Raw genomic sequence first — 12,882 nt, 5'->3', positions numbered from 1 at the left:
GCTCCCCTGCTCCCCTGCTCCCCTGCTCCCCTGCTCCCCTGCTCCCCATCTCCCCATCCAACCGAGCGACTACCCTTGTGAACGCAACTAGAGAGGAGAGAAAAAGTAAAGTGCCCTTAGCGATAATGAGCAACGATGCCTTTATTCTGGAATAGACAGAGTTATAGTCTGTTATTGGTTGTGGTTAATGGGAGACGGATTGGTTCATGGGACGTTTGGCGCTGCTGAGTGTATCTGATAAAACGGGGTTGATTGAGCTGGCTCGTCAGCTTGTTGAAGAATTTGAGTTTGACATTATTAGCAGCGGTGGCACCGCTAAAGCTCTGCAAGCGGCAGGACTACCCGTTACCAAAGTGTCTGACTATACTGGGTTTCCCGAAATTTTAGGCGGGCGGGTAAAAACCCTTCATCCCCGAATTCACGGCGGTATTTTGGCACGTCGAAACCTGTCTCAGGATGTAACGGATTTAGAAACCCACCAGATTCGTCCGATTGATTTGGTAGTGGTAAATCTCTATCCCTTTGAACAAACGATCGCTAAAACCGATGTCACCTTACCAGAAGCAGTGGAGCAAATTGATATTGGAGGGCCAGCAATGCTGCGGGCGGCGGCGAAGAACTTTGCCCACCTGACGGTATTGTGTAACCCCAGCCAGTATGAAAGCTACTTGCAGGAATTACGCCAGCAGTCGGGAACTGTGTCGTTAGAATTTCGCCAAACCTGCGCTCAACAGGCATTTAGTCACACCGCCTCCTATGATCGGGCGATCGCTCATTACCTCGAAACTCCAGAGCCACAGCAAGAGCCGTCACTACCCCAGCAATTTACCCTCTCCGGGCAGCAGTTGCAGTCCTTACGTTACGGAGAAAATCCCCATCAGCCAGCCTCTTGGTATCAAACCGGAAGTGTTCCCTCTGGCTGGGCATCCGCGACTAAACTTCAGGGAAAGGAACTCAGCTACAACAACTTAGTTGACCTAGAAGCAGCACGGCGCATCATTGCAGAGTTTCCTGACGCTCCCGCTGCCGCTATTCTCAAACACACCAACCCCTGCGGTGTGGCGCTGGGCGCAACCCTAGCGGAGGCTTATGAAAAAGCGTTTAATGCAGATGCGGTTTCTGCCTTTGGTGGTATTGTCACCCTAAACCAAGCGATTGATGCTGCCACGGCAACTGCTTTAACTCAAACATTTTTAGAGTGTGTCGTTGCTCCAGACTGCGAACCAGAGGCGAAGGAAATCCTCTCAGCCAAGTCGAAGCTGCGGGTGTTGCTGTTATCTGACTTATATCAAGGGTCAAAGCAAACAATAAAAGCGATCGCGGGCGGTTTTCTTGTCCAAGCGGCTGACGATGTCGTTGATAGCCCCGATAGCTGCCAAGTCGTCACCGAACGGCAACCGACACCAGAGGAGTTGACAGAACTGCTGTTTGCCTGGAAAGTTGCCAAGCACGTAAAATCGAACGCGATCGTCGTCACCAGCGATCGCACCACCACAGGTATTGGAGCGGGTCAAATGAACCGCGTCGGTGCTGTCAAGATTGCTCTGGAACAGGCGGCAGAGAAAGCTAAGGGCGGCTTTCTGGCTAGCGATGGTTTCTTCCCCTTCGATGACTCAGTCCGGACAGCCGCCGCCGCAGGAATTACCGCGATTATCCAACCAGGAGGTAGCCTGCGGGACAAAGACTCTATTCAAGCAGCGAACGAACTGGGGTTGACAATGGTTTTGACAGGTATCCGTCACTTCTTGCACTAATCTTCCCCTCTACCTTGTCTTGATAAAAGGAGGCAATCTTTGGATTGGCTATGGCTCGTCATTCCCGTTTTGATAGCCGTATCGGCACTGTGGGAGTATTCAAGCAGCCGCTCAATGTTTGGACAGGCAGCAGCTAAGAGAAATTTACGCAATAGCGCCTTCTGGTTGGTACTGGCACTGATGCTAGGGATTGCGTTTTATTTTTTGCGATCGCAACCTTGGAGAAATAGCGCCTTATTCGGTTTAACAATTCTCCTCTTTGCCGTAGAAGTAGTGCTCTGTATCTACTGGCTTACCTGGTTTGGGCGTAAGCAACAAGCAGGGTCTCTATTACTCAACGTTGGGCGGCTCAAAACTCAAAGGGGAATGTTTTCTACAGGAATATTTTTCATGTTCCTGACGATTATGCAAGTTGGCTTATCAATAGACCAAGCGTGGAAAAGCCTCGCTGAATTTAGTCCTTCCCACCTAGAAATTTCCTTATTTTTAGCCATCTTCTTTTGGGCATCAGCACTTAACTTTCTAATAGCAGGGGCAAGTAGGCTAGAACTTAGAGAAAATGGCATTTGCTACCTCTATAGCATCATCAGGTGGAAAAAAATTGGCTCCTATCAATGGGAGGGGAAACGTAGCAATACTCTGACGCTCTGGCTAAAACAGCGTTTTCTGTTCTTTCAAACCAAAAATTTTCCTATCCCTCCTACTCAAAAAGAGACAATCAAGTCCATCCTGGAGCAAAACCTCTCAGGTTCAGCAGAAAAAATGGAGAGCGCACCATAGCCGCTCAGCTGTTCCTTATTTAAGCTAACCCTTGCGTCCCTATCCGTCTTATACCAATTCTTTAAATGCTGGCTACAGATACTCTTCTTCCTCCCCTTTTTTAAGGAGGTTGGGGGATCTATATGTAGCCCCCTAAAAGGGAAATGGTCTTAACAATCCCTTTACAACCGAAAACGATATTATCTTCTCGCGGGAAGACCCCCGTCACAGCGCAGCGTTCGACTGAGCGTCTCCGCCCTGAGCGTTCGACTGAGCGCTCACGCCGAAGTCTTGCCGAAGGGTCACGCCAAAGTCTTGACGGGGGATGAAAGGCGGTTAAAAGAGAGAGTTCGACACCCTACTAATAACATTTAGCGCTGCAAAGAGTGTCCAGTAAATTCAGTATCATACTGGAATGCTGACACTGAATCACCGCTACCGAATCTATCCAGACGCCGCTCAAGAGCAACAACTTATTGAGTGGATGGAAATCTGTCGCCGCGCGTACAACTACGCACTTCGGGAGATAAAGGATTGGTGCGATAGTCGTAAGTGCTTGGTTAACAGATGCTCTTTGGAGAAGGAATACATCCTCCATGCCGACCTGAAGTTTCCGGGTGAAATTCAGCAGCTTAATAATTTGCCACGAGCGAAGAAGGAATTCCCTAAGTTGGGTGAAGTTCCTTCCCAAGTTCTTCAGCAAGCTATTAAACAGTTGCATAGAGGTTGGGAGTACTTTCACAACAGAGGATTTGGCTTTCCCCGATTCAAGAAGTATGGTCAGTTTAAATCGTTACTGTTTCCCCAGTTTAAGGAGAATCCAATAACGAATTTGCAGATCAGACTGCCCAAAGTCGGAACAATCCCGATTAACTTGCACCGACCCATCCCAACAGGGTTTGTGGTCAAACAGGTGCGAATCTTGAGGAAAGCTGACTACTGGTATGCCTCTATCTCCCTGCAATGTGATGTCAGTGTTCCCGACACTATCCCTCACGGTCATCCAATTGGGGTTGATATTGGGTTGGAGATAATTCTTGGCAACTAGTGATGGCGTTCTCGTAAAGCCGCCTAAATTCTTGTATAGTCTGCAAAGCGAGCTGAAATTGCTGCAACGCAGACTTTCTAGAAAACAAAAGCGGTCGAAGAATTACGAAAAACAGCGTATTAAGGTTGCCCGACTTCATCACCATATTGACAACACGAGAAAAGACTTTCACTACAAACAAGCCCACGCTCTTTGTGATGCGGGTGATATGGTCTTCATGGAAGATTTAGATTACCGCACCAGTGCTAAGGGAATGTTTGGGAAACACATGCTTGATACTGCTTTTGGACAATTCAGAAGCATTGTTAAGTATGTGTGCTGGAAGCGAGGGAAGTTCTTTGCTGTTGTTGATGCTCGCGGAACTTCTCAGCAATGTCCTGAATGTGGTGGTGAAGTCAGAAAAGATCTCAGTGTTCGAGTTCATAACTGTCCTCACTGTAGCTACAGGACTGACAGAGATGTAGCCAGTGGACAAGTTATAAGAAACAGAGGAATTAAACTCATTAGTACCGTTGGACAGACGGGAATGGAAAGTGCCTGTGCAGACGATCTACCGGGGACTGAGGTAACTCAGTCTAGGCGAGTGTCGAAATCCCCTGAGCGTAGTCTAAGGCTTCGCCGTGAGCGCTCAGCGTTCGACTGAGCGCTCACGCCGAAGTCCGAACGGGGAACAACCAGGAAACCTAAGAAGTGATTCTTGGGAAGCCCACGGTACAATCTTTGATTTGCCGTGGGAGGATGTCACTCCGCCGCACCTGCTGTTCGCAGAAGCTGCACAACATCAGGATAGCTATTAAAATCGGCAATCATTAACGCCGTATAGCCCCCACGGTTTTTGAGATTGACATCCGCATCCGCGTCCAGTAAAGTCTTCACCGCACCAACATAGCCCTGATGGGCAGCCCACATCAAAGCAGTAGCACCCGCATTATCCTGGAGATTAACCTGAGCGCCAGCGTCCAGAAGTGCCTGTATCACTGCCGTATCGTCTCGGTCAGCCGCTTTCATCAAAATTGTTTTCCCGTCTGCTGTAACCGTATCCGGATTTGCCCCCGCATCCAGCAAAACGTTGACAGTGTCTGCATGACCTTGAGCCGCAGCTAGAGTTACAGGCGCTTCACCAAAGTTTTCCGCATTGACATCCGCTCCTCGTTTCAGCAGCGCCCGAATAATTCTGGTATGACCATGAATCGCTGCCACCATCAAAGGAGTGTCACCTAAGCGATTAATCGCCTGGGCACTTGCCCCCTGCTCCAGCAACAAGTCTACGACAGCATCATGACCTTCAATAACGGCAAAATGAAGCGGTGTCTCATCATCTTTATCTTTAGCATTGGGGTCGGCACCCGCATCTAGTAAAGCTACCACTATCGATAGGTAACCATTCGATGCGGCTGCCATCAGGGGAGTTCCCCCCTCAGGGCTACGGACGTTGACATCGGCACCCGCTTTAATGAGTGTCTGCACAACGGCTAGATTTCCCTGCTCTGTCGCTAATGAGAGAGCAGTTTCCCCCTGGTGGTCTTGGGTGTTGGCATCAGCCTTGGCATTCAGTAAGGCTTGCACAATCTGGTTGTGACCCGCTTGGGTGGCTAAGGTTAGCGCCGTTTCTTCATCTTTGTCTTTGATATTGACATCAGCACCCCCATTTAGCAGGATGTTGACCACTGCCTCATGACCTCTCAGTGCTGCAACCATCAAAGCCGTACTCTCATCTTCATTCCTGGCATTGACATCCGCACCCGCAGCAATTAAAGTCCGCACCACATCAACTTGATTGGCGGCGGCGGCAATCATCAATGGGGTCAATCCATAAATTCTTCGTTTACGGTTGACATCTGCCCCAGCATGTAGTAACAGATGAACAATTTCTGTGTAGCCGGAGTGGGCAGCAAATAGTAATGCCGTGGTATCTTCAGCGTCAGCTACTTCAACATGAGCGCCATGTTCGAGGAGTGTCTTGACCTGATCGAGGTTGCCGCTACGAGCGGCATGGATTAGTTGGAAATCTTTGGAGGTCATTAATCGGAAATCTCTGTATATCGGGGAAAAACGCCTCATTGCATCCTAAGTACTGTCAATTTAGCGCCAACTTGATCGCCAGAAGAAGTAGCCTCAGACAGAGATTTCTTTAAGGGCTAGTCAAACTTTAGAGAAAATGAGAGCTGTGTTAAGTTAATTTTTATCACGATCCTTAACCATTTCTAAGAACACGCCTTATGAACTTTGCAATTCCGGAATCGGTAAAAGTCTGGTCTCAATTTATTCACCCCATTTTTATGTGGGTGCTGTTGGCTCTAGCGATTTATTCTTTTTATCTGGGTCTAAAAATTCAACAGGCAAGAAATGCTGACGGTGACGCCAAAAAAGAACTGATCAAGGGTCGCTATAACGTCAGGCACTACCAAATCGGAAGCTTACTACTAGGGTTTATGGTCATTGGTTCCCTAGCGGGAATGGGTGTCACTTACCTCAACAATGGCAAACTGTTTTTTGGCCCTCATCTATTGGCTGGCTTGGGGATGATGGGGCTAATTGCCACCTCGGCTTCGCTCTCACCTTTCATGCAAAAAGGGAATATGTGGGCGCGTTATACCCACGTTAGTTTGAATATTGTTCTCCTGGGGCTATTTGCTTGGCAGGGAGTGACGGGTATGCAAATTGTCCAGAGAATCATCAGCAAGATGTAGCTTTTTGCTGGTTGTCAAGCTTGGGGGAATTGCCAATCATTTAAGAAACCGCCCCCCATTCCCTGTCTTAGTGGACAGCAGAGGGGTGCGGTTCTTTGCGCCGGAGAGTGTAATCAACCAGGTTTGAAAGGACACTTTAGTGCCGTTCACCTTTTTTGGGGATGGGCAAACCTAAGCTGGTGTGGAAGTCTTCCTGTACCTTCTGAGTCAAGCGGCGGGAAACTTGTTTGACGACTTGGCGTAAAACGCGATCGCCTGTTTTCTGAACTAATGGTTGGGGCAATTTGTTGATGAACTTTGGGAAGCGCAAGGCAACTCTCAAATCTAGCTGCCATTCCACTCGCGTAATTGCATCAGGGAGTTGCCTAAGTTCCTCTTTTTGCCCCTGGAAGTGCTCCTTTGCAGACACTTCTACAAAGGTTTGAGAAGCTTGAAAGTCTACGTCATAGCCGGGAGGAACATAACCCGGTACGGGTATTGCCTGAATGCGATAAATTCCTTGGTCTTGGGGCAATAGTTCTAAGCCAACTTTTGGCTCGACTTCATAACCAAAGGCACCAAAACGCCCAATTAACAAAGCATAACCATTTTTCCCCAGCGGTTCGACCATCATGGGGTGGGCGCAACGACAAAACCAATTTTGGTGGTTATCGAAATATTCAGCAACTTTATGAGCTTCAGCATACATTTCCATGCAGTCTTCAAAATGACTATGAAACCGACTGACTGCGCTGACTTCGGCTGCTTCGGAAACGGCACTGTCAATCTCAGTGAAATCTGAGTCGTTACGCAAACGCGATGGCTCGATTTCTCGATATTGATCTTCGGTGAATTGAGAGTGCATAAATATCCTCTACTGCGTTGGTTGCCCTATATTCCAAAATTCCCAATACTGGGTTGCAATTTTTGCTAGCGTTTATTTACTTTTCGGTAAACATGCGTACATATCTCCAAAATTTATACAATTGAGAAACTGCAGTTTACAGCAATCGCAAGAGAATTTCTTGCTCACTCAGCATAGCTTGCGAGTTAGAAAATCAACCATGGGCGATTTACGGAGAAAGGGATGAAAGCATTTGTCGCTGGAGCAACAGGCGAAACGGGTCGTCGAATTGTACAAGAGCTGGTTAAGCGAAATATTACTGTTCGTGCTCTAGTAAGAAATCTGGAAAAAGGGAGAGAAGTGCTTCCGGCGGAGGTGGAATTGGTCGTCGGAGACGTTTTGAAGCCAGAAACCCTTGGGGCTGCTATTGGTGATAGTACGGTCATCCTCAGCGCAACCGGAGCCGCTCCGAGCTTCGATCCAACAGGCCCTTACAAAGTTGACTACGAAGGGACAAAAAATTTAATAGACATTGCCAAAACAAAGGGAATTGAGCATTTTGTGATGGTTTCTTCCATTGCGGCATCCCAATTGTTCCACCCGCTCAACCTGTTCTGGCTGATTTTGGTGTGGAAAAAGAAAGCAGAGGAGTACCTGCAAAGCAGTGGCTTGAGTTACACCATTGTTCGACCGGGCGGTCTGAAAAATGAAGATAATCCTAATCCTGTGGTGATGTCTTCTGCCGATACCTTGTTTGATGGCAGCATTCCGCGCACCAAAGTGGCACAAGTTTGCGTGGAAGCGCTCCAGCAACCGGAAGCAATGAATAAAATTGTAGAAACGATCGCCAAACCAGAGGCGGAACCCAAAAGCTGGGAAGAGCTATTTGCCAGCGTCGCCTAAACAGTTGCAGATATCGTTGAGTTGACCAGCGTGAGGCGAATTGAGCTTGATACGTCGAATTGTGGATAAAAAGCAACAATTTAGTTTTCCTACAGAGTTCACCAACACTTTAGGAAAACGTCTGATCGCTGGCAGTGCTAGCGCGATCGCACTGATGTTCTTGCTATCCAATCTCGATGGCATGGACTACACTCAACGATCGCCCTATCCTACAGGGGTGAATGGCACGCCGCCACTGGTGATGAAAGACGGCGATCCCCACATTCGTGCCTTGATGCGGACAATCACTGCCAGTGAAGCCAATGACTCCCAACCTTACTCGATTATTTATGGGGGCGAGCATGTTTCAGATTTAGGGCGTCATCCAGAGTTGTGCGTCCCGATTGTGGCAGGCCCGAACGTGGGCAACTGCACAACCGCAGCCGGACGATATCAGTTTCTCAACACAACCTGGAATGAGAAGGCACAGCGCTATCACCCCCGCCCTTCAGGTTTTTGGAGGTGGCAGTCTTACAGTTTTGAGCCAGAATTTCAGGATGCGGTTGTTCATGCTTGGCTGAGTGACCCTCAGGCATGGGGTGTGGATATTGCAGAACAACTGCGGCAAGGAAAGCTAGAAGATGTGTTGCGGCAGCTTTCCGGTACCTGGACGAGTCTGGGTTATGGAATAGAAGATAATGCGATGACTGGCTATTTGCCAAGAATCTATGAGCGGATGTTACGAGAAGAATTGGAGAAAACTGGTTAGAACGCGAGTGATGCGATCGCGTATAAATTTTTAAAGCACCCTGGTGAATCAGTTTAGAACGCGAGTGATGCGATCGCGTATAAATTTTTTAGGCACCCTGGTGAATCAATCGCGTATAAATTTTTAAAGCACCCTGGTGAATCAGTGGTACAACTGCCCATTTAGCGACTCAAACGCAGGGGCAACATGACACGGTTAGGAGATTGTGCCTGACTGCTAGGAGACGGAGGACTAAAGAAAATCGGCAAGGTCACAATTAAAAGACCAACGGCAAAAACATGGGCAAGGATGTCAGCGGTTGTTAAGCGTTGGGTTTCTGGTGATTGAACTTCTGATAATTCGTTTAATTCGTTTTCTGGTGCTCGGTCGAAGTTATTCATAGTTAGTTTTGCTTTAGAATTTTGAACTTGTCCTTTCTATTGAAGGAGAGATGAGTGGGATACTCCACCGTTTTTATAAGGAACTTTGGAGAAATGCAGTTAGGGTTTTCTCCGTAAAAACTCTGTGGGGATGTTGTGGTTTTAGTAAAGTGATGTTGTATTTTTCCTAAAGTTGGGAGGGCGATCGCTGGATAATAACGGACGCGATCGCCCCCTAGCCCTCTTTGCTAAGGGAAAAGAAGCAGTGGAGGGGGATTTTTTTGCATAACTCTCAGTGGAGTCAGAGATAGAGCCTAGGGAGCGAGCAATTTTTCAGGTTTTTTAGTCTTGTTGACGCCAAGCCCAAAACCTTATACCTCTAAACTCAGTTGTATGTAATCATCCCCAATTACAATGACTTCCAGCCCTTGTGTTTTATCATCTAAAAGTTCAGCAAGTTGAACAAGTTTGTCTCTTTGAACTCACTTGGGGCAAAGGGCAACAACTGAGCGTTAGCGTTCCCTATCCTCCAACGCTCACAACCCTATACCAAGAGTGGCAGCGGGTTTACCTCAGCTTTTATAGACAAGCACTACGCGGACGGGTGGCAGAAAATGGCTCTCTAGCTGCGCCGCCTGTGGACTGGCACGACAAACTCGTGCAAGCAGAAGCCAAACTCCTCTATGAATTTCATCGTTGGCTGCGTCGGGAGGAGTTGTATGAAATTCGCTCTCGTCTGGCTCAAGGGGTGGGGACGAACAATCACCCCATCACGACTACTGAGGTATTGCTTACTTGCAATCCTCTCGATTTGGCACGCTTACCGTGGGAGGCTTGGGAAATCGGGGCAGAATTTGCGGCAACAAGGAAGATTCGGATTGTCCGCAGCGTCGCCACTATCCGCCGGACGGTAATTTCCCAAAATCGCCGACGCCATAAGCGCGGGAGAATTTTGGTGATCTTAGGTGATGATACCGGCTTAAACTTTCATAGCGATCGCCAAGCCGTGCGATCGCTCGCTGCAATTGCAGAGATTAAGTTTGTCAGCAGGGAAGCTAAACAGAGTACAGATGATCTAAAAGAGCAAATCGTGGAGACTATTGCCGATGAGCAGGGCTGGGATGTTTTGCTCTTTGCCGGACACAGCAACGAAACAGCTTTAACAGGGGGCGCATTAGTGATCGCACCGGGTGTGACGTTATCCCTCAGCGAACTCGCCCCGTCCCTAACCATTGCCATAGAACGAGGATTGCAGTTTGCCTTGTTCAACTCTTGCAGCGGGCTGAGTCTCGCCAATGCCTTGATTGACTTAGGTTTGAATCAAGTGGCAGTGATGCGAGAACCGATTCATGACCGCGTTGCTCAAGAATTTCTAGTGCGCTTTCTTCAGAGTCTGGGGGAATACAAAGATGTCTGCGAGTCTTTATTAGCCGCTTGTCAGCACCTCAAGTTAGAACAGCACCTCACCTACCCCAGCGCTTACCTGATTCCCTCCCTCTTTCGGCATCCCGACACGCCACTGTTTTGCCTGAAACCCTTTGGTTGGCAGCAAAAACTCAAGCAGTGGTTCCCGACTCGCCAAGAAGCGATCGCTCTGGGTATCCTTGCCCTGCTCAGTTTATTACCCCCTGTCCAAGACTTTGCCCTAGAGCGGCGAATTTGGCTGCAAGCAATCTATCGTCACGCCACCCACCAAATTCCTGCTACACCCCCACCAGTGTTGTTAGTGCAAATCGACCGCACATCACTGGAGAAAGGCAAAATTGATGCCCGTAAGATTAATCCCCTTGACCGTGAATATTTAGCCAAATTAGTCACTCAACTCTCCGCTAAAAACCCCAAGGCGATCGGTTTAGATTATCTCCTCGATAGCCCAACTTCAGAAGACTCAATATTCGCAAAAGCCGTACAACAAGCAACTGAGCAAAATGGCACCTGGCTTGTCTTTGCTGCCCTGAAAAAAGGCACAGTTGAACAAGGGGTAACCCAAAGCGTTGCCAGTCTTTCTCAAACGCTGCAAGGTTACATCAATGCACCACCCTGGAATATTCCCCTTTTAAACGCCAACACCGATTGTACTGAGACTTGTCCCTTTGCCTACTTACTGGCACTCACGTCTAGCTTGCAGCAAGAGTCCTTCACCACTGAGCCACCTTCGCCCCCAAACGATCTTCGTACTCAGGTAGTTGCCGATCTCAATCAAGGCAAAGCCACTGCTGAGTTAACGCAATTTCTGCATCAATTACGTCTTTTATCCATTACCAGCATTTCTCGGAATTTTGAGCAGCTTTGGTTAAAGCCAATTGTTGACTTTTCCCTACCACCTGAGCAAGCTTACGATCGCATCGCGGCTTGGGAGGTTCTAGAGAATGCGGCTCAAATGCTGCCACCTGAGAAGCTGCAACCGCAAGTCGTCCTCATTGCCGCTGGTGGCTACGACCAAGCCGGGATGAATCAATATAGTAGTGATAATTTTGATATACCTAAGGCGATCGCTTATTGGCGCTCTCTCAATCAAACTTCCCCTTCTCCCAACGTATTTACCGGAGGAGAAATCCATGCCTATACCCTGCATCATCTACTAACGCGGCGATTAGTCGTACCGATTCCCGACTTGTGGATGATTGGCGTCATGGTAATCCTAGGAAAAGGAACGCAAATTATGCTACTAGAACGACGTTTTAGCAAACGCCAACAACTAATAGCGTTTGTAGGTGCAACAATGCTGTATGCCCTAATAGGGTTGCAAGCTTATCTTTCTGCTGCGATTTTAATTCCTTTAGTTTTGCCATCCGCTATATTCTGGCTTTACCTTCTCCCATCTTTTAACTCAAGAAAAAATTTTTATTTGAATAGGGGGGAATAAATCAAACTTTGTAATAAATGCGGTGTATTAATCGGAAAATTTCTGTAATTAGCACACATGCTGGTAGTCGTGTAGTACACCATCTGGCATTAACGTCCCACTGAGGTTTGCTCCTTCTAGATTGACGCGACTAAGATTGGCTCCCCTTAAATCGGCTCCACTTAAATCGGCTTCGCTTAAGTTTGCGCCACTCAAGTTTGCACCGCTCAAGTTTGCCCAAATTAACGCTGAGTTTCTCAAGTCTGCACCTCTCAAGTCTGCACCATGCAAATTAGCACCCGGTAAGTGAACGCCGCTCAAATCCATTCCTGCTAGGGAAACGCTGGGGGCAATTAAGCAAGCGCCTGTGTCAGTAAGGTCAAAATCTTTGGGGAATTTTGTTTGTTCGTTATAGAGCAATCTATGAAGCTTTGTATTTTGGAGCTTCGCTTCTGCGAGGTTGGCTTCGTACAAGTAAGCGTTGCTAAGGTTGGCGTCTGTGAGGTTAGTACCGTTTAGGTTCGCTCCTCGCAAGTTAGCACCAATCAAGTTGGCATTGCTGAGATTTGCTCCGACCAATTCTGCTCCTACCAAACCCGTAACCATCAGAGTTGCCCCTCTTAAGTCGGCTCCCGTTAAATCCGCCAAACTTAAGTTAGCGTTGCTGAGATTGGCTCCCATTAAGTCAGCGCCACTGAGGTCAGACCCTCGGAGGTCGGCTCCCTCTAAGTCCGCTTCCCGTAAATCGGCTGTCCCCAATGCCACACGGCTTAAATTCGCCTGTGACAGGTCGGCGTAACTGAGATTAGCTTGAGTGAAGTCGGCTTTTGGTAAATTAGCTTCCTTGAGATTGATGCGAGTTAAGTTAGCCAGGAAAAAATCTCGCTCTCCCGCTGCATATTTTTCTAAAAGTTCCTCAGGGTTCATACCTGCACCTCTAATTTAAGTAATAC

Annotated in this window: 10 protein-coding genes and 1 pseudogene; 7 read left to right on the top strand and 4 right to left on the bottom strand. The window is 48.0% G+C overall.

The annotated features are described in order from the left end of the window. Window positions 1-206 precede the first annotated feature (206 nt). The 3 genes and pseudogenes from purH to AC5JR3_RS05660 all read left to right on the top strand — a co-directional run bounded on the left by purH (window position 207) and on the right by AC5JR3_RS05660 (window position 4,204). Window positions 207-1,754: a bifunctional phosphoribosylaminoimidazolecarboxamide formyltransferase/IMP cyclohydrolase gene (gene purH / locus AC5JR3_RS05670; RefSeq protein WP_495843871.1), complete on the top strand. Its 1,548-nt coding sequence runs from the start codon at window positions 207-209 to the stop codon at window positions 1,752-1,754. 39 nt (window positions 1,755-1,793) lie between these two features. Further along, window positions 1,794-2,534: a DUF5673 domain-containing protein gene (locus tag AC5JR3_RS05665; protein WP_495843869.1), complete on the top strand. Its 741-nt coding sequence runs from the start codon at window positions 1,794-1,796 to the stop codon at window positions 2,532-2,534. A gap of 394 nt (window positions 2,535-2,928) precedes the next feature. Further along, window positions 2,929-4,204, top strand: a pseudogene (locus tag AC5JR3_RS05660) (RNA-guided endonuclease InsQ/TnpB family protein). A 98-nt stretch (window positions 4,205-4,302) separates the two neighbouring features. Here the strand turns inward: AC5JR3_RS05660 and AC5JR3_RS05655 are convergent. After that, window positions 4,303-5,583 (bottom strand): ankyrin repeat domain-containing protein, encoded by a 1,281-nt coding sequence (locus tag AC5JR3_RS05655; RefSeq protein ID WP_495843867.1) that lies wholly within the window; start codon window positions 5,581-5,583, stop codon window positions 4,303-4,305. A 197-nt stretch (window positions 5,584-5,780) separates the two neighbouring features. Between AC5JR3_RS05655 and AC5JR3_RS05650 the strand changes: the two genes are divergently transcribed. Then, window positions 5,781-6,251 (top strand): DUF4079 domain-containing protein, encoded by a 471-nt coding sequence (locus AC5JR3_RS05650; protein WP_495843866.1) that lies wholly within the window; start codon window positions 5,781-5,783, stop codon window positions 6,249-6,251. Window positions 6,252-6,387: 136 nt separating this feature from the next. Here AC5JR3_RS05650 and AC5JR3_RS05645 read toward each other — a convergent pair whose 3' ends face one another. Further along, window positions 6,388-7,095: a DUF1997 domain-containing protein gene (locus AC5JR3_RS05645; RefSeq protein ID WP_495843864.1), complete on the bottom strand. Its 708-nt coding sequence runs from the start codon at window positions 7,093-7,095 to the stop codon at window positions 6,388-6,390. Window positions 7,096-7,317: 222 nt separating this feature from the next. Between AC5JR3_RS05645 and AC5JR3_RS05640 the strand changes: the two genes are divergently transcribed. Continuing rightward, window positions 7,318-7,977, top strand: coding sequence for an SDR family oxidoreductase (locus AC5JR3_RS05640; protein WP_495843862.1), 660 nt, complete (start codon window positions 7,318-7,320; stop codon window positions 7,975-7,977). Window positions 7,978-8,158: 181 nt separating this feature from the next. Then, window positions 8,159-8,725, top strand: a complete 567-nt coding sequence (locus AC5JR3_RS05635; protein WP_495843875.1) for a glycoside hydrolase family 24 protein — start codon at window positions 8,159-8,161, stop codon at window positions 8,723-8,725. Between the two features lie 161 nt (window positions 8,726-8,886). Here AC5JR3_RS05635 and AC5JR3_RS05630 read toward each other — a convergent pair whose 3' ends face one another. Continuing rightward, window positions 8,887-9,105: a hypothetical protein gene (locus tag AC5JR3_RS05630; RefSeq protein WP_495843860.1), complete on the bottom strand. Its 219-nt coding sequence runs from the start codon at window positions 9,103-9,105 to the stop codon at window positions 8,887-8,889. 409 nt (window positions 9,106-9,514) lie between these two features. Between AC5JR3_RS05630 and AC5JR3_RS05625 the strand changes: the two genes are divergently transcribed. After that, window positions 9,515-11,950 (top strand): CHASE2 domain-containing protein, encoded by a 2,436-nt coding sequence (locus AC5JR3_RS05625; RefSeq protein WP_495843858.1) that lies wholly within the window; start codon window positions 9,515-9,517, stop codon window positions 11,948-11,950. A gap of 48 nt (window positions 11,951-11,998) precedes the next feature. Here the strand turns inward: AC5JR3_RS05625 and AC5JR3_RS05620 are convergent, their stop codons facing one another. After that, window positions 11,999-12,856 (bottom strand): pentapeptide repeat-containing protein, encoded by an 858-nt coding sequence (locus tag AC5JR3_RS05620; RefSeq protein WP_495843856.1) that lies wholly within the window; start codon window positions 12,854-12,856, stop codon window positions 11,999-12,001. Window positions 12,857-12,882 lie beyond the last annotated feature (26 nt).

The sequence above is a fragment of the Kastovskya adunca genome, assembly GCF_059505785.1.
The sequence above is the reverse complement of the archived record's forward strand: the minus strand, read 5'-3'. Positions and strand labels throughout refer to the sequence as shown.

Bases quoted from the DNA above. Each gene is read 5' to 3' on its own strand.
- purH (WP_495843871.1), top strand. From the start codon at position 207: ATGGGACGTTTGGCGCTGCTGAGTGTATCTGATAAAACGGGGTTGATT.
- AC5JR3_RS05655 (WP_495843867.1), bottom strand. From the start codon at position 5,583: ATGACCTCCAAAGATTTCCAACTAATCCATGCCGCTCGTAGCGGCAAC.
- AC5JR3_RS05650 (WP_495843866.1), top strand. From the start codon at position 5,781: ATGAACTTTGCAATTCCGGAATCGGTAAAAGTCTGGTCTCAATTTATT.
- AC5JR3_RS05645 (WP_495843864.1), bottom strand. From the start codon at position 7,095: ATGCACTCTCAATTCACCGAAGATCAATATCGAGAAATCGAGCCATCG.
- AC5JR3_RS05640 (WP_495843862.1), top strand. From the start codon at position 7,318: ATGAAAGCATTTGTCGCTGGAGCAACAGGCGAAACGGGTCGTCGAATT.
- AC5JR3_RS05635 (WP_495843875.1), top strand. From the start codon at position 8,159: ATGGACTACACTCAACGATCGCCCTATCCTACAGGGGTGAATGGCACG.
- AC5JR3_RS05630 (WP_495843860.1), bottom strand. From the start codon at position 9,105: ATGAATAACTTCGACCGAGCACCAGAAAACGAATTAAACGAATTATCA.
- AC5JR3_RS05620 (WP_495843856.1), bottom strand. From the start codon at position 12,856: ATGAACCCTGAGGAACTTTTAGAAAAATATGCAGCGGGAGAGCGAGAT.